17 protein-coding genes are annotated in these 14,944 nt (G+C 72.3%); 6 read left to right on the top strand and 11 right to left on the bottom strand.

Features of this window, described 5'->3' with window-relative positions; genetic code table 11:
- Window positions 1-921 carry an AEC family transporter gene (locus tag IE255_RS09155; RefSeq protein WP_190049684.1) on the bottom strand — a complete coding sequence of 307 codons (921 nt, stop codon included), beginning with the start codon at window positions 919-921 and terminating at the stop codon, window positions 1-3.
- Between the two features lie 131 nt (window positions 922-1,052).
- Between IE255_RS09155 and IE255_RS09150 the strand changes: the two genes are divergently transcribed.
- On the top strand, window positions 1,053-1,439 hold the full coding sequence (locus IE255_RS09150; protein WP_190049683.1) for an STAS domain-containing protein: 387 nt from the start codon (window positions 1,053-1,055) through the stop codon (window positions 1,437-1,439).
- On the opposite strand, the gene IE255_RS09145 is transcribed toward IE255_RS09150, so the two are convergent.
- The 3 genes from IE255_RS09145 to IE255_RS09135 all read right to left on the bottom strand — a co-directional run bounded on the left by IE255_RS09145 (window position 1,323) and on the right by IE255_RS09135 (window position 5,014).
- On the bottom strand, window positions 1,323-2,339 hold the full coding sequence (locus IE255_RS09145) for a sigma-70 family RNA polymerase sigma factor (protein WP_190049682.1): 1,017 nt from the start codon (window positions 2,337-2,339) through the stop codon (window positions 1,323-1,325). The two genes, IE255_RS09150 and IE255_RS09145, sit on opposite strands and share 117 nt — an antisense overlap.
- Before the next feature lie 154 nt (window positions 2,340-2,493).
- Complete coding sequence (gene dnaN / locus IE255_RS09140) at window positions 2,494-3,627, bottom strand: DNA polymerase III subunit beta (protein WP_190049681.1); 1,134 nt, start codon at window positions 3,625-3,627, stop codon at window positions 2,494-2,496.
- Between the two features lie 115 nt (window positions 3,628-3,742).
- A complete protein-coding gene (locus tag IE255_RS09135; protein ID WP_190049680.1) occupies window positions 3,743-5,014 on the bottom strand; it encodes an MFS transporter in 1,272 nt (423 codons plus the stop codon).
- Window positions 5,015-5,077: 63 nt separating this feature from the next.
- On the opposite strand from IE255_RS09135, the gene IE255_RS09130 reads away from it, so the two are divergent.
- Window positions 5,078-6,028 (top strand): LysR family transcriptional regulator, encoded by a 951-nt coding sequence (locus tag IE255_RS09130; protein WP_190049679.1) that lies wholly within the window; start codon window positions 5,078-5,080, stop codon window positions 6,026-6,028.
- 74 nt (window positions 6,029-6,102) lie between these two features.
- On the opposite strand, the gene IE255_RS09125 is transcribed toward IE255_RS09130, so the two are convergent.
- On the bottom strand, window positions 6,103-6,861 hold the full coding sequence (locus IE255_RS09125) for an alpha/beta hydrolase (protein WP_190049678.1): 759 nt from the start codon (window positions 6,859-6,861) through the stop codon (window positions 6,103-6,105).
- 123 nt (window positions 6,862-6,984) lie between these two features.
- On the opposite strand from IE255_RS09125, the gene IE255_RS09120 reads away from it, so the two are divergent.
- Both IE255_RS09120 and IE255_RS09115 read left to right on the top strand, forming a co-directional pair.
- Window positions 6,985-8,142 (top strand): adenosine deaminase, encoded by a 1,158-nt coding sequence (locus tag IE255_RS09120; protein ID WP_190049677.1) that lies wholly within the window; start codon window positions 6,985-6,987, stop codon window positions 8,140-8,142.
- Between the two features lie 141 nt (window positions 8,143-8,283).
- On the top strand, window positions 8,284-8,640 hold the full coding sequence (locus IE255_RS09115; protein WP_190049676.1) for an ATP-binding protein: 357 nt from the start codon (window positions 8,284-8,286) through the stop codon (window positions 8,638-8,640).
- Between the two features lie 86 nt (window positions 8,641-8,726).
- Here IE255_RS09115 and IE255_RS09110 read toward each other — a convergent pair whose 3' ends face one another.
- The 5 genes from IE255_RS09110 to afsQ1 form a co-directional block, all read right to left on the bottom strand.
- Complete coding sequence (locus tag IE255_RS09110) at window positions 8,727-8,939, bottom strand: PspC domain-containing protein (RefSeq protein ID WP_190049675.1); 213 nt, start codon at window positions 8,937-8,939, stop codon at window positions 8,727-8,729.
- A gap of 64 nt (window positions 8,940-9,003) precedes the next feature.
- Window positions 9,004-9,588, bottom strand: coding sequence for a VanZ family protein (locus IE255_RS09105; RefSeq protein WP_190049674.1), 585 nt, complete (start codon window positions 9,586-9,588; stop codon window positions 9,004-9,006).
- Between the two features lie 88 nt (window positions 9,589-9,676).
- Window positions 9,677-10,294, bottom strand: coding sequence for a hypothetical protein (locus tag IE255_RS09100; RefSeq protein WP_190049673.1), 618 nt, complete (start codon window positions 10,292-10,294; stop codon window positions 9,677-9,679).
- Window positions 10,294-11,895 (bottom strand): ATP-binding protein, encoded by a 1,602-nt coding sequence (locus IE255_RS09095; RefSeq protein ID WP_190049672.1) that lies wholly within the window; start codon window positions 11,893-11,895, stop codon window positions 10,294-10,296. The genes IE255_RS09100 and IE255_RS09095 overlap by 1 nt, the downstream gene beginning before the upstream one ends.
- Window positions 11,892-12,569, bottom strand: coding sequence for a two-component system response regulator AfsQ1 (gene afsQ1, locus IE255_RS09090; protein WP_010048893.1), 678 nt, complete (start codon window positions 12,567-12,569; stop codon window positions 11,892-11,894). The genes IE255_RS09095 and afsQ1 overlap by 4 nt, the downstream gene beginning before the upstream one ends.
- A 239-nt stretch (window positions 12,570-12,808) precedes the next feature.
- Between afsQ1 and IE255_RS09085 the strand changes: the two genes are divergently transcribed.
- Window positions 12,809-13,558 (top strand): SigE family RNA polymerase sigma factor, encoded by a 750-nt coding sequence (locus IE255_RS09085; protein ID WP_190049671.1) that lies wholly within the window; start codon window positions 12,809-12,811, stop codon window positions 13,556-13,558.
- Window positions 13,559-13,769: 211 nt separating this feature from the next.
- On the opposite strand, the gene IE255_RS09080 is transcribed toward IE255_RS09085, so the two are convergent.
- On the bottom strand, window positions 13,770-14,429 hold the full coding sequence (locus IE255_RS09080) for a uridine kinase family protein (protein WP_190049670.1): 660 nt from the start codon (window positions 14,427-14,429) through the stop codon (window positions 13,770-13,772).
- A 100-nt stretch (window positions 14,430-14,529) separates the two neighbouring features.
- Here IE255_RS09080 and IE255_RS09075 point away from each other — a divergent pair, with 100 nt between their 5' ends.
- Window positions 14,530-14,937, top strand: a complete 408-nt coding sequence (locus IE255_RS09075; RefSeq protein WP_190049669.1) for a hypothetical protein — start codon at window positions 14,530-14,532, stop codon at window positions 14,935-14,937.
- Window positions 14,938-14,944: the final 7 nt, after the last annotated feature.

The raw sequence follows: 14,944 nt of genomic DNA, 5'->3' as shown, positions 1-14,944 counted from the left end.
TCACCCGAGAAGCGCCGCCACCACCACCAGAACCGGCACCGCCACCACCGTCGACAACAAGATCGCCTCCCTCGCCAGAACCTCCCCGACCCGATAGCTGCTCGCGTACGTGAAGAGGTTCTGTGCCGCCGGAAGCGACGACGTCACCACCACGTCGAGCAGGGGCGCCCCGTGCAGGCCGAAGACGCCCGTGGCCAGGGCCCAGGCGATCGCCGGCTGGGCGAACGACTTCAGCGACACGGCGAGGAGGACAGGGGCTCGTTCAGCCCCGCGCAGCGGAAGCGTGCTGCCCCTCAGCGAGATGCCGAAGGCCAACAGCACCGCGGGTACGGACATGTTGCCGATGAGGGTGAGTGGGTCCATCAGCGGGCCCGGGACATGGAGCCCCGACGCCGATGCCGCCACCCCGGCCAGGGAGCCCAGCGCGATCGGGTTGCGCAGCGGCGTGAGCAGCCGCTGCCACAGCGGCCGCTTCTCCCCGCCGCTCGCCAGGTCCAGAATCGTGAGCGCCACCGGCGTGACGCCGACCAGCTGGAACAGCAGCACCGGCGCGACCAGTGACGCGTCGCCCAGCACGTACACGGCGATCGGAATGCCGAGGTTCCCGGAGTTGACGTAGCTGGAGCAGAGCGCGCCGATCGTCGTCCGGCCCACGCCCCAGCCGCGCGCGGCGCCCACCGCCACGAAGACCCCCGCCGCCGCTGCCGTGCTCATCGCCGTGACCAGCAGCCGGTCGGAGAAGATCACCGACAGGTCGGCCTCGGCGAGGGTCGTGAAGAGCAGGGCGGGAGACGCCACGTGGAAGGCCAGCTTGGTCAGGACCTCGCGGCCGCCGTCGCCCAGATATCCCCGGCGACCGATCAGATAGCCCACCCCGATGACGACCGCGATGACCGCGAACCCGCTCAGCACCCCCTGCACGTCGGCTCCCCGGCGAAGAGGGCGTCGGACAGCGCGGAAGGGGCAGATGCATGGGGCATGCAGCCAACCCTCCGGGGAAGGCCGTCCCGTGGTCAATGTGATCCTCGGCGCCGAGAGGACGGACAGCCGCGATGAGTTACCACCGCCCGCGCGGTCTACCGATCGTGGACGCCATGACACCGCCCGTGCTCGTACTGCCCGGCCCCGTCACCCGGGACGAGGTGAGAGGGCTGAGCGACGATGTGCGGGCACTGCTGGACGGCAGCGGTGCCCGGGTCGTGGTGTGCGATGTCGGAGGCCTGGGGCCGCCGGGCCTCGCCACCGTGGACCTGCTGGCACGGCTCCAGCTGGCCGCCCGGCGGGCCGGCGGGCGGATCAGGCTGCGCGACCCCCACCCGGCCCTATGCGCGCTCCTCGACCTGGTCGGACTCCGCTTCGAGGTGGAGGGGCAGGTCGAAGAGCGGGAACCAGCGCTGGGTGTCGAGGAAGCAGTGGAACCCGGTGATCCGGCCGTCTGAGATCTCCAGCACCTGGACCGCCCACGGCGTGAAGCCGCCCTTCTCCGGGTCCGGCTTGTACTGCGCGAACCCGGGCAGGCCGTTGACCTGCACCGGCACCAGCCGGGAGCCCGCGCAGGGCGCGCCGAGGGTGGTCATGAAGCCGGTGATGTCCCGCACGCCGGTCAGCCACAGGTCGAACGGCGGCATCGTCATGACCGCGTCCTCGTGCAGCAGGGCCGTCAGCGCCGTCATGTCGTAGCCCTCGAAGGCCGCCACATAGCGGTCCAGCAGCTTCTGCTGGTCCTCGTCCAGCGGGTCGGAGACGGTCGCGTCGGCGCCCGGCTCCTGCCGCTCGGCGAGGGTGGCGCGGGCCCGCTGGAGGGCGCTGTTGACCGACGCCACCGAGGTGTCCAGCAGCTCCGCGACCTCGCTGGCCTTCCACGCCAGGACCTCGCGCAGGATCAGCACGGCCCGCTGCTTGGCCGGCAGCTGCTGGAGCGCGGCCATGAAGGCGAGCCGGACGGACTCCTTGGCGACCGCCGCCTCCGCCGGGTCGTCGGTCGTGGGCAGCACGCGGGCGTCCGGCATGGGCTCCAGCCAGGTGTTGTCCGGTCGGGGAGTGAGGGCCGCCTGGGCGAGCGGGGTGGATTCGGTGAGGTCCATGGGCCGGGCGCGCTTGTTGCCCGCGGTCAGCATGTCCAGGCACACGTTGGTCGCGATGCGGTAGAGCCAGGAGCGCAGGCTGGAGCGGCCCTCGAACTTGTCGTAGCTGCGCCAGGCGCGGACCATCGTGTCCTGCACCGCGTCCTCCGCTTCGAAGGAGGAGCCGAGCATCCGGTAGCAGTACCCCGTCAGCTCCGTCCGGTGTGCCTCCAGCCTGGAGTCCAGATCCGTCGGTGTCGCCGTGCCGTTCGCCATCCCACCCACCCCTGTGGAAGTTCTGTTCACGCGCCTTCGCGCCCCAGCACTTCGGAAGCTACCGCAGCCCACTGACAACGGCCCCCCGAGCACACAAACGCGCAGGTCGGAGGCGGTGATCCAGAACCGCCGCAGCCACTTCGCGCGAGCCGCCTCACACGAGCTGCTTCACCGACATCAGCAGATGCCGGTGCGCCCCGGCGGCGTCCCCCCGCTCGTCCACGGCGTGCAGCAGCGCCCGCTGCCCCGCCCCCAGCAGCTCCAGCCGGACCCGCGGGCTCTCGAAGGACGTCAGCGCGTCCAGCAGGTAGGCCGGGTTGAACGCCACCGGCACCTCCTCGGCGCCGCTCAGCGTGGCCGGCAGCCGCTGGGCCGCCACGTCGTCCCCGTAGCCCGCGCGCAGCAGCACGGAGCCGTCGGCCGAGAAGTCCAGCCGTACCGGACTGTTCGCCTCGGCCACCACCGCGACCCGCCGCACGGCCTCCGCGAGCCCCTCGCGTTCCACCTCGGCGACCGCGGCCCCGCTCATGTCGAACAGCGACTTGTACGCGGGCAGCCGCCCGTCCAGCAGCCGCAGCGCGGTCCGCGTCCGCCCGCCCTCGAACCCGATGAGACCGCCGCCCCCGCCCGGCTCCCACCCGATCACCACGTCCCCACTGCGCTCCGGCGACCGCGCGAGGTCCAGCAGCCGCCGCGCGGGCAGCAGCGCCTCCACGACCCCGTCGGTGGCCGCCGCCCCCGGCTGCCACTCCAGCCGCCGCACGGCATACCGGTAGCGGTCCGAGGCGGCGAGGGTCATCTCCCCGCCCTCCAGGCGCAGTTGGACGCCCGTCAGCAGCGGCAGCGTCTCGTCGCGCCCGGCCGCGACCGCGACCTGGGCGACGGCGGTCGCGAACGCGCCGGCGTCCACCGTGCCGTACGGCGCGGGCGGCGCCGGCAGGGCCGGGTACTCGGCGAGCGGCAGCGTCGACAGCCCGAAGCGCGTGCCGTCCGCCTCCACCGCGAACCGCGACGCCTCCAGCGCGCAGCTCACCGGCCCCTCCGGCAGCACCCGGCAGACGTCGAGCAGCCGCCGCCCGAGGACGAGCACCCGCCCGGGCGCCAAGGCCTCCGCCTCGGCCTCCACCCGTACCGCCGCCTCGAAGTCGAACCCCGTCACGGCCAGCCGCCCCGCGTCCGCCTCCAGCAGCAGCCCGCCCAGCACCGGCACCGGCGTCCGCGCGGGCAGCGCCCGCACCGCCCGTCCCACGGCCTCGGCGAACGCCGTGCGGTCGATGCGGAACTCCATGAAAATCCCCCTGGTCGAATCCGGTGGTCAGCGGACGCGGACGTTATCCGCACCCACTGACAACCGGCCCCGAGCAGGGGGAATGCTCCGCCCTCAGGCTCACATGGCCCGGGCCTCAGGCGGCCGTGGCGAGCCTCCGCTGGATCCGCGCCGCCCGCGTCCCGAAGACCGTGATCGTCACGACGCCGAGCACGGCGAGCAGTCCGACGCCGACCGTCCCGGCCCAGCCGCCCGCGTGGAAGGCGACGGCCCCGACGGTGCTGCCGGCGCTGGAGCCGACGTAGTACGCGGACTGGTACAGCGCCGAGGCCTGGGCGCGGCCGGACGCGGCCGTCTTGCTGACCGCCGAGGAGGCCACCGCGTGCCCCGCGAAGAAACCGCCGGTGATGAGGACCAGCCCGAGCAGCACCACCGGCAGGGACCCGGCCAGGGACAGCAGCAGGCCCGCGGCGGTCGTACCGCCCGCCGCGTACAGCGCGCCCCGGCGGCCCAGCCGGCCCACCAGGCGTCCGGCCGTGGACGCCGACACCGTGCCGACGAGGTACACGAGGAAGACCGAGCCGATGATGCCCTGCGGCAGCGAGAACGGGGCCTCGGTCAGCCGGTAGCCGATGACCGTGTACACGCCGCCGAACACCGTCATGAACAGCGCGCCGATCGCGTACAACCGGCACAGCAGCGGGTTGGACAGGTGGTCACGGACCGTCCTGGCCAGCACGCGCGGCCGCAGCGAGCCGGCCTTGAAGTTCTTCGGGGCGGGGAGCAGCAGCCGGAAGGCCACCGCACACGCCACCGCGAGCGCGCCGATCACCCCGACGGCGACCCGCCAGCCCCACTCCTGCGCGACCCAGCCGGTGATGACCCGGCCGCTCATCCCGCCGACGCTGTTGCCCGCGACGAACAGCCCGATCGCGGTGACCAGCGCCTTCGGGCTGACCTCCTCCGCGAGATACGCGGTCGCCGACGCCGGCAGCCCGGCCAGGGCCGCGCCCTGGAGCGCCCGCAGCGCGACCAGGACACCCAGCGAGGGGGCGAGGGGCACAAGCAGCCCGACGGTCACCGCCACGGCCAGCGAGGCCGTCATGACCGTACGCCGTCCGAAGCGCTCCGACAGGGCGCTCATCGGCAGCACGAACAGCGCCAGCCCGCCCGTCGCGGCGGCCACCGTCCAGCTCGCGTCGCTCGCCGCCACCCCGAACTCGCCGGAGATCAGCGGGAGCAGCGCCTGCGTGGAGTACAGCAGCGCGAAGGTCGCGACACCCGCGAGGAAGAGGGCGAGGCTCATCCGGCGGTAGCCGGGCCCGCCCGGGGACATACGTGAGTCGACGGCAGGGACAGAGGCTTCGGCGCCCACGGTGGTGGACGCCCCGGTACTGGCGGGAGACATGCCTCGAACGTACGGACGCCACCACTGATCCGTCCAATGCATGGAACGGTCATAATCGTTCCCATGGCGCATCAACTGAGTTCACAGCCCCGGCTGTCACCTTCCAGTGACGCAGAAGACATGGTGATGTTGCTGGCGCCACGCCTCGCGTACTTCGCCGGCGTCGCCCGCACCGAGCACGTCACCCGCGCCGCCCAGGAGATGAACGTCCCCCAGTCGACCCTCTCCCGGTCCATGGCCCGCCTGGAGCAGGACCTGGGCGTCGACCTCTTCGCCCGCCACGGCCGCACGGTCTCCCTCACCCCGGCCGGCCGCACCTTCCTCGCCTCCGTCGAGCGCGCCCTGGCCGAGATCGAGCGGGCCGCCGAGGAGGTGCGCGCCGACGCCGACCCCACCACCGGCAAGGTCGCCTTCGGCTTCCTGCACACCATGGGCGCCGAGACCGTCCCGGGCCTCCTCCAGGCCTTCCGCGCCGACCACCCGCGGGTCCGCTTCAGCCTCGTCCAGAACTACGGCGAGGCCATGCTCGAACGCCTCCGCGCGGGCGAACTCGACCTCTGCCTGACCTCCCCGGTCCCGGACGCCCCCGACCTGGTGGCCCGCCGCCTGGACGAGCAGAAACTGCGCCTGGTCGTCCCCGCCGACCACTCCCTCGCCGGCCGCCGCCGCATCCGCCTGGCCGAGGCGGCCGACGAAACCTTCGTCACCCTCGAACCCGGCTACGGCCTCCGCCGCATCACCGACGACCTCTGCAAGGAGGCCGGCTTCAAGCCCCGCATCGCCTTCGAGGGAGAGGAGGCGGAGACCTTGAGGGGCCTGGTGGCGGCGGGCCTGGGGGTGGCCCTTCTGCCCCCGCCGGCGGTCCCTCGCCCGGGAGTGGTGGAACTGACCGTCACGGCTCCCCGAGCGGCCCGCGAAATCGGCGTGGCCTGGCTGGAAGGCAGACCGGACACACCCCCGGTGGCGGCGTTCAAGAAGTTCTTGCTTTCAAGGAGGGGAAGTCTGTTGCCTTGATCGGGGGCGCGGGGAACTGCGCGAGCAACCACAGAAAACCCGCACCCCGAAAACCACAAGCACCTCAAACGGCGCTACCGCCTCGAAGGACAGAACCCCGCAGCCAACGGCATCCGCAACCCCAACGGCGGCGGCGCAGCGAACGCGTCCCGCACAGGCCGCGACACAGCCCGCCCGAACACGGCCCCCATCACAAAATCCTCGGCCAACGCCAGCACTTCATCCCGGTACTGCTGCAACCCGTGCCCGTCCGCATGCACTTCGAACCGGCACACATCCCGATTCGCCTTCTTCGCCCGCGCCGCCAGCCGGAACGACAACTCGGGATCCGTCCGCTCGTCGTTCGTGCCGTGCACGATCAGCACCTGCCGCCCGACCAGCTGCTTCACCGGCTCGGGCGGCGCCGCCACATCCTCCTCCGGCAGCCAAGGCGCCAGCGCCAGCACGGAGTTCACGGCCTCGTGCCCGCCCGCGTGCAGCGCCGCCCGCCCGCCCATCCCGAGCCCGGCGAGGCAGACGGGGACGTCCCCGTAACGCCGTACGACCTCGTCGGCCGCCCACGCCGCGTCCCGCGCGAGATTCGCCTCGCTGCCGTTCCAGCCGCGGCAGCGGTAGTGCACCACGTGCACGGCGAGCCCCTCGCCCCGGCCCGCCCGGGCCAGCCGGCGTCCCAGGCCCCGCACGGAGGCGGTCGCCAGCAGGGGCGAGGGTCTGCGACCGGAGACCTCGTCACCGCCGGGGAGCAGCAGCACCACGCCGCTCACCGCCGTCGGATCCGGTCCGAGTGCCCTGCCCAGCCGGGCCCTGCGAACCGGCGTCGCTTGGTGTGCCATGACAGAACAGTGTCAGAAGCGCGGGTGTACTCAACCCGTCCTCGGGGTCACCGTTACGTATCGACGGAAACGTCAAGCATTCGAGCACGCGCCCTCTACGCGCGTAGGAGTTAGAGTGCGGAAATGACGAGCCAGACCATCGCGAACACCCCGACACCGGACCAGATCCACCGGGCGCCCAAGGTTCTGCTGCACGATCACCTCGACGGCGGCCTGCGCCCCGCCACGATCGTCGAACTCGCCCGCGACAGCGGATACTCCCAGCTCCCGGAGACCGACCCGGAGAAGCTCGGCGTCTGGTTCCGCGAAGCCGCCGACTCCGGTTCCCTGGAGCGGTACCTGGAGACGTTCTCCCACACCGTCGGCGTCATGCAGACCCGCGACGCCCTGGTCCGGGTCGCCGCCGAGTGCGCCGAGGACCTCGCCGAGGACGGTGTCGTCTACGCCGAGGTGCGCTACGCCCCCGAGCAGCACCTGGAGGGCGGGCTCAGTCTCGAAGAGGTCGTCGAGGCCGTCAACGAGGGCTTCCGGGAAGGGGAGCGGCGCGCCCGGGAGAAGGGCCTGCGCATCCGCGTCGGCGCCCTGCTCACCGCCATGCGGCACGCCGCCCGGGCCCTGGAGATCGCCGAACTCGCCAACCGCTACCGGGATCTCGGGGTCGTCGGCTTCGACATCGCGGGCGCGGAGGCCGGCTACCCGCCCACCCGGCACCTGGACGCCTTCGAGTACCTCAAGCGCGAGAACAACCACTTCACCATCCACGCCGGCGAGGCGTTCGGACTGCCGTCCATCTGGCAGGCGCTCCAGTGGTGCGGCGCCGACCGGCTGGGGCACGGGGTGCGGATCATCGACGACATCCAGGTCCACGAGGACGGCCGGGTCGAACTCGGGCGGCTCGCCTCGTACGTCCGGGACAAGCGCATCCCGCTGGAGCTGTGCCCGAGCTCCAACCTCCAGACCGGGGCGGCGTCCTCGTACGCCGAGCACCCCATCGGTCTGCTGCGCCGGCTGCACTTCCGGGCAACGGTCAACACGGACAACCGCCTGATGTCCCACACCAGCATGAGCCGGGAATTCGAGCACCTTGTCGAGGCGTTCGGCTACACGCTCGACGACATGCAGTGGTTCTCCGTCAATGCGATGAAATCAGCGTTCATTCCTTTCGATGAACGACTGGCCATGATCAATGACGTGATCAAGCCCGGTTATGCCGAGCTGAAATCCGAATGGCTGTTCCGTCAGACCGCCTCTACCAGCGGTTCTGTGACGTCGGAGGGTTGATCCGGGGGTAATTCGAGCATCGGGAATGCGGGCGGTGTTCACAATCCGTCCGCATTTCGATGTTTGCGGCGGACGGTGCCGCGTGACTACGGTCGCTGGACCGCTCACACACCCCGTCATCCCATTACGAGGACGCATTTCATGAAGCAGTCTGCTGCCAAGACCCTCGGTGTCGCCGCTCTCGGTGCCGCTTTCGCCGCTGCGGGTGCGGGCGCCGCCAACGCCGCCGCCCCGGCCCTTCCGGACACCGCCCGGACGCTGGAGAACGTCACCACGGCGCTCCCCGCGGAGCAGCTCTCCCAGACGCTGCCGGGCTCGGGCGAGGCGCTGGGCCAGGGGCAGACGGCGACCAGTGCCGGTCTGGCCGCCGCCCAGCCGGTCGCCGAGCAGCTGCTCGCCGAGGGCCCGACCGGCCCGGCCGCCAAGCTGCTCGGCGGGCTCCCGGTGCAGAGCCTGCCCACGCACGGCCTGCCGGTGAACGGCGTTCCGGTCGGCTGACCCTCCCGCCGAGGCGGACACAAACACGCCGATGGGGCGCACCCCTGGAACCAGGGTGCGCCCCATCGGCGTTCCCGCATACGGCGTTACCAGGCCGTCTGCGCCTTGTTGCGCACCTTGTCCTCCGCGGGCAGCAGGATCCACAGCGCGATGTACAGCAGGAACTGCGGGCCGGGCAGCAGACAGGAGACCAGGAAGATCACCCGCATCGTCGTCGCGGAGGTGCCGAAGCGCTTGGCCAGCGCGGCGCACACTCCGCCGATCATGCGGCCGTGGGTGGGGCGGGCGAGGCGGGACATGTGCGGCTCCTTCAGCGTGGTGGGTGTGAGGCCTCTCGTCCGAGTACCCCATCTGCACTCCACGCTACGGAGACGAAGGGGGCAAAGCGTCGCTCCACGGGGCGATCCCGACCCTGGGAATCGTCGGGGTCCGACCCTGAGCCGGCTCCTCCGGGGCCAGGGGCGCGCGGAGCGGGGACGCGGTGGTGCGGCGGCGCAGCCAGGAGCGGCCGGCGGGAACCAGCGCGAGGTGCGCGAGGGCCACGCCCGCGGTGTTCAGGAACAGCGAGTCGACGTCGACGACCTGACCGGGGACGCCGGTCTGGAGCAGTTCGATGCCCAGCGACAACAGGGCGCCGGCCGCGACCGTGCGCAGCAGGGACGCCAGCGGCGAGACGAACAGCCTGCCGCTCGCCATCGGCAGCAGCACGCCCAGCGGCGCGAGCAGGGCCAGCTTCTCGCCGATGTGCCGGGCCGCCTCGGGCCAGCCCAGGGCGAGATCGGCCCGGACCCCGGCGAACGGCCGCAGGTTGGCGGGCATCACCCAGGGCACGTCCAGCGGCCGCAGCGTGAACCAGGCGATGAACGCGAGGTGTGCGACGAGGAGGACACCTCCTGTCACACGGATGCGGAACGCGGCGCTGCCGCCGATGGAGCCTTGACGCTGCACGCCCCCCTAGACGCGGCCTCCGGCGCGATCGGTTCCGGGATGCCCCCCGGTAGGCCTGTGAGGCATGCGCCACACAGGCCGGGCCGCCTCACTCCCCGGCCACGTCCTTGGACGGCGGTTCCTTGCTGCCCGGGCGGGCCCGTACCTCGTCGGTGCACTCGTAGCGGCGCGGGGGCCCGGCGCCGGGGCCGCCCAGGACCACGGAGCCGTCGCCCTCGGCGGCGGCCGAGTCGGAGAACGTGCAGACGATCTGGGCGAGGGCGTACGAGGTGAGGCCGTCCGGCGCCATGCTCAGCCGCAGCGCGTCCTCCGGGTCCCCGGGCCGGGGCCCGCCCACGGTGATGCCGCCGCGTACGTCCGTGCTGTAGCCGGCCTCCTTCTCGGCGGGCGACGGCGACTGCGCCAGCTGGTCCAGCAGGCCCTGCGCCACCAGCAGGCGCCGCTCGGAGTCGGCCGCGCCGTCCGGGACCCGCACGGTCCGGTCCACGGTCACCAGCGAGGACCCGCACAGCAGGAACACCTGCACCGGCAGCCCCCGGGCCGCCTGCGCCGACCCGTCCGGCTCGGCCAGCGAGCACCGCACCCGCGAGGGCGCCGGCCCGAAGTTCGTCGGCACCTCCGTGGCCCGGATGCCGCAGCCGGCCAGCAGGACGGCGAGCGCCGGCACGGCCAGCAGACGGGACACAGTCGCGAGACGTGCGGTCATCAGGCGTCCCCCTTCGAGTCCTCGCCCTTGTTCCGGTCGGTGTCCTTCTCCGGCTTCCGCTGCTCCTCGGCGGGCTGCTCCGCCGATGTGTCGCGCGGCAGCCGCAGGGTGAACACCGCGCCCGAGTCGGGCGAGTTGGCCGCGGTGATCTCGCCGCCGTGGATGTGGGCGTTCTCCAGGGCGATGGACAGGCCCAGGCCGCTGCCCTCGGAGCGCGGCCGGGAGGCGCTGGCCTTGTAGAAGCGGTCGAAGACGTGCGGCAGGACGTCCTCGGGGATGCCGGGCCCGTGGTCCCGCACCTCGATGACGACCGAGTCGTCCGCCTCCCGGACCGACACCCGCACCGGGGAGCCGCCGTGCTTGAGCGCGTTGCCGATGAGGTTGGCCAGGATGACGTCCAGGCGCCGCGGGTCGATCCGGGCGTGGATGCCGCGTTCGGCGTCCAGCTCGACCGCGTCCAGCCAGGCGCGGGCGTCGATGCACGCGGTGATCTGGTCGGCGATGTCGACGTCGTCCAGGACGAGCCGGGCGGTGCCCGCGTCGAAGCGGGTGACCTCCATCAGGTTCTCGACCAGGTCGTTCAGCCGCCGCGTCTCGCTGACCACCAGCCGGACGGCCGGCTCGATCATCGGGTCCATGCTGCCGGTCTCCGCCTCCAGCTCCTCCTCCAGCACCTCCGTCACGGCGGTGATGGCGGTGAGCGGCGTCCGCAGCTCATGGCTCATGTCCGCGACGAACCGCCGGGACGCCTCGTCCCGCGCGGCCATGTCGGCGACCCGTTTCTCCAGCGCCTCGGCCGCGTTGTTGAACGTCCGCGACAGATCGGCGAGTTCATCGGTCCCGGACACCCGCAGCCGGGTGTCCAGCTTGCCCTCCCCGAGCCGCCGCGCCGCCGCCCCGAGCCGCTGCACCGGCTTCAGCACCGTCGTCGCCGCGGCCTGCGCGAGGAGCGCCGAGCCGATCAGCGCGAGTCCCGTGGCGATGCCCAGCGACCAGGCCAGCGAGTTGAGGTCCTTCGCCTCCGGCTCCAGCGACTTGAGCATGTAACCGGTCGGGCCGCCGCCGATCACGCGCGTGCCGGCCACGAGATACGGGGTGTCGTCGTCGATGACCCGCTGCCAGTACAGGTGGTGCGGATGCTTGTCGGCCCCGTCGACCCTCTGCGTCTTGTTCACCGCCGTGCGCAGCGAGACCGGCACGTCCCGCAGCGAGAAACCGCTCAGCCCGCCGGAGCTGCCGTAGACGGTCCTGCCGTCGGGGTCGCGGGCGACCAGCAGCACGCTGAAGCGCTGGTCGCTGCCCGCCATCTGGCCCGCGGTGTGCTGCAGCTCGTCCTGCGTCGGATGCTCGGGCAGCGCGCCCGCCCGGTTCTGCATCTCCTGCTGGAAGTCGCGCAGCACGGCGTCCTGGGTGCGGGTGAGCACCGCCTCCCGGTTGAGCCAGTAGGCGATGCCGGACGCGGACACGGCGGCCGTCAGGGCCACCAGGCCGAAGACGACGACCAGCCTCAGCCGCAGGCTCGTGAAGCGCAGCCGCGACAGAACTCCCTTGCGCGCCGCGGTCCAGCCGCGGTCCCCCCCTTGGTGGTGCCGCTGGGTCACTGAGGCGGATCCAGCCGGTAGCCGACACCGCGCACGGTACGGATCAGCGTCGGGGACGACGGCACGTCCTCGACCTTGGCGCGCAGCCGCTGGACACAGGCGTCCACGAGCCGCGAGTCGCCCAGGTAGTCGTGCTCCCACACCAGCCGCAGCAGCTGCTGGCGGGACAGCGCCTGCCCCGGCCGCCGGCTCAGCTCCAGCAGCAGCCGCAGCTCGGTCGGCGTGAGCTGGAGGTCCTCGCCGTTCTTCGTCACGGTCATCGCCGAGCGGTCGATGACGAGGCTGCCGAACGTCGCCGCGTCGTTGGACTCCCGCTCGCCGCGCCGCAGCACGGCCCGGATCCGGGCGTCCAGCACCCGCCCCTGCACCGGCTTGACGACATAGTCGTCGGCGCCGGACTCCAGCCCGACCACGACGTCGATGTCGTCGCTGCGCGCGGTGAGCAGGATGATCGGCAACTGGTCGGTGCGCCGGATGCGCCGGCACACCTCGAACCCGTCGATGCCGGGCAGCATCACGTCCAGCACGATCAGATCCGGGCGCTGCTCGCGCAGCAGCTTCAGACCGTCCTCACCGCTGGCAGCGGTCGCCACGCGGTGACCCTGGCGCGTCAGAGAGAGCTCCAGGGCCGTCCGGATGGCGTCGTCGTCCTCGATCAGCAACAGGGAAGGCACGGGCTCATTCTGGCCCATGGAGGGGTCGGGGTTCGACCGGTGGGGCCGAGACGGTCGGCGCCGGTACCTCCGACCCCTGTGGACGACGTGTGCTCGTCCTGTGGCCGACCCCTGTGACAGGTCTGTGACAGTCGGCGGACACGGCCATGAAAGTGCCGCGGCAAGCTTTTCGGCACAGGCAAGGAAGCCCGCCCGACCGGCGGGCCGCACACCGGTAAGTCCACGACGGGGGGCGCGAGATGAACACGCTGCACGGCACCAGCTCCAGCGCAGTGATCACGCGTCTGCACGACGTGCACCGGGGTTCCGAGAAGTCCGGTGCCGTGAGCGGGCGGGGGTGCGCTCGCGGCACCGGGCGTCAGCACACCGCGTTCATGACGGTGGTTGACGCGCACACGGGGGAGAGCAAGGGGGCGGCTCACGGGGGAGCCGCGTACAGGGAGGACTCGGGGGAGCGCCGCTCGCTGACGGAGGCGGAGTTCACCGCCTACGTCCAGGAGCGCCGCGCCTCCCTGTACGCCACCGCCTACCACCTCACCGGCGACCGCTTCGAGGCCGAGGACCTGCTGCAGAGCGCGCTGTTCTCGACCTACCGGGCGTGGGACCGGATCAGCGACAAGGCCGCGGTCGGCGGATACCTCCGCCGCACCATGACCAACCTGCACATCAGCGCCTGGCGGCGCCGCAAGCTCAACGAGTACCCGACCGAGGAACTGCCGGAGACGCCCGGCGACACGGACGCGATGCGCGGCACCGAGCTGCGCGCGGTCCTGTGGCAGGCGCTGGCCCGGCTGCCCGAACTCCAGCGCACCATGCTGGTCCTGCGCTACTACGAGGGCCGCACGGACCCGGAGATCGCGGAGATCCTCGACATCAGTGTCGGCACGGTGAAGTCCAGCATCTGGCGGTCGCTCCGCCGGCTGCGCGAGGACGAGGTCCTCAGCTTCGGCCGTGACGAGGAGGACGCCTTCGGCGAGCTCGTGGCCTGAAGGCTGGGGGAAGCACCACAAGGGGGCCCACGGGGGAACTGCGGAGGCGCTGGGGGGCGTCTCCTCAGGACGGTGGGGGAACACGGGGGAGCACGGGGAGCACAACAGCGGGGCTGGAGGGCCGGGGGGTCTGTCCAGTCCCGCTTCCTTGTGCCCGGCGGGGGAGGCGGTCAGGAGAGGCGCAGTCCCGCCAGAAGCCCTTCCCAGGACCTCAGGCCGCCGTGCGGAGGCTCGCGCACCGGCCCGCCGCGGCGGCCGCCAGCCGGCCCATCGCCTCGTCGCGGTCGCAGGCGTGCGCGCCCAGCGCGGTCTGGCGGGCGACGATCGAGCGCTCCTGCCGCATCAGGCGCCAGCCGCGGCGCAGCAGGAACGGCACCGACTTGCGGCCCTCCCGCAGATCCCGCAGGAAGCGGCGGCGGAAGGTCCGCACCGGTCCGCGGCTCAGGCACAGCGCGTCGGCGAGGACGCCGAGTTCCCGGCAGCGCCGGACGATGTCGGCGGCGAAGACGCCCTCCGCGACGAACAGCGGGGTCCGCCCGATCTCGATCGTCTCCTCGCCGGTACGGGCGCTGAGGGCGATGTCGTAGACGGGGACGCGCGCCCGGCCGGTGCGGCACAGGTCGGTGATCGCGGCGACGGCCAGGTCCGCGTCCCACGAGTCCGGATGGTCCCAGTCGATGTCGGAACTCCCCGCCACCAGGGGCAGCGTCGGGTCGTCGCCCTCCTTGTAGAAGTCGTCGAGCCGGAGCACCGGGAGGCCGGAGCGGGCCGCGAGAAGGGACTTGCCGGAGCCTGAGGGGCCGCAGAGCAGCACGACTCGCGTCGGTATGGGCAGTGGGGAACTCACGGGACACCAGTGTGAGGCATCCATCGGGGGCCGTACGACCCCGCGGGTCGCCTTTGATGCGCGCGTCGCACCTCAACTACCCTCTGTGTTGAATCGGTTACCGAATGCATCAGAAGTGGCAGCGATGGCCCGACACGACTCTCCCAAGAAGCCGACCGCCCAGCGCGCCCTGGCCGTCCTCGCGACCGCAGGAGCGGCGCTGGGCGCGGGCACGGCGACGGCCGCGGCGGACGCCGAGTCGGTCCTGGGCCTGGTCAACACCCGGCCCACCTCCCTGGGCCGGATCGACCCCCAGTCCGGCCTCCAGGCCACCACCGGCACCCTCGGCTACGTCACCGGCCCGGTCGCGGGCCTCAAGCCCAACCCGCTCGCCGGCACGGGAGTCGACCCGCTCGACAACGGCGTCGGCACGAAACTCGCCGACTTCAAGCCGATGACGTCCCAGGCGCTGACGGGGCCGGTGGCGCAGGCCCAGTCGATCGCGAGCATTCCGGTGGTGGGACAGGCGGCCGGGCTGCTGTCGCAGCAGTAGGCGCGCA

It is taken from the genome of Streptomyces lomondensis (assembly GCF_014651035.1).
GTDB classification, from domain to species: domain Bacteria; phylum Actinomycetota; class Actinomycetes; order Streptomycetales; family Streptomycetaceae; genus Streptomyces; species Streptomyces lomondensis.
The sequence above is the reverse complement of the archived record's forward strand: the minus strand, read 5'-3'. Positions and strand labels throughout refer to the sequence as shown.

Bases quoted from the DNA above. Each gene is read 5' to 3' on its own strand.
- IE255_RS09150 (WP_190049683.1), top strand. From the start codon at position 1,053: ATGAGTTACCACCGCCCGCGCGGTCTACCGATCGTGGACGCCATGACA.
- IE255_RS09145 (WP_190049682.1), bottom strand. From the start codon at position 2,339: ATGGCGAACGGCACGGCGACACCGACGGATCTGGACTCCAGGCTGGAG.
- dnaN (WP_190049681.1), bottom strand. From the start codon at position 3,627: ATGGAGTTCCGCATCGACCGCACGGCGTTCGCCGAGGCCGTGGGACGG.
- IE255_RS09135 (WP_190049680.1), bottom strand. From the start codon at position 5,014: ATGTCTCCCGCCAGTACCGGGGCGTCCACCACCGTGGGCGCCGAAGCC.
- IE255_RS09130 (WP_190049679.1), top strand. From the start codon at position 5,078: ATGGCGCATCAACTGAGTTCACAGCCCCGGCTGTCACCTTCCAGTGAC.
- IE255_RS09125 (WP_190049678.1), bottom strand. From the start codon at position 6,861: ATGGCACACCAAGCGACGCCGGTTCGCAGGGCCCGGCTGGGCAGGGCA.
- IE255_RS09120 (WP_190049677.1), top strand. From the start codon at position 6,985: ATGACGAGCCAGACCATCGCGAACACCCCGACACCGGACCAGATCCAC.
- IE255_RS09115 (WP_190049676.1), top strand. From the start codon at position 8,284: ATGAAGCAGTCTGCTGCCAAGACCCTCGGTGTCGCCGCTCTCGGTGCC.
- IE255_RS09110 (WP_190049675.1), bottom strand. From the start codon at position 8,939: ATGTCCCGCCTCGCCCGCCCCACCCACGGCCGCATGATCGGCGGAGTG.
- IE255_RS09100 (WP_190049673.1), bottom strand. From the start codon at position 10,294: ATGACCGCACGTCTCGCGACTGTGTCCCGTCTGCTGGCCGTGCCGGCG.
- IE255_RS09085 (WP_190049671.1), top strand. From the start codon at position 12,809: ATGAACACGCTGCACGGCACCAGCTCCAGCGCAGTGATCACGCGTCTG.
- IE255_RS09080 (WP_190049670.1), bottom strand. From the start codon at position 14,429: ATGGATGCCTCACACTGGTGTCCCGTGAGTTCCCCACTGCCCATACCG.
- IE255_RS09075 (WP_190049669.1), top strand. From the start codon at position 14,530: ATGGCCCGACACGACTCTCCCAAGAAGCCGACCGCCCAGCGCGCCCTG.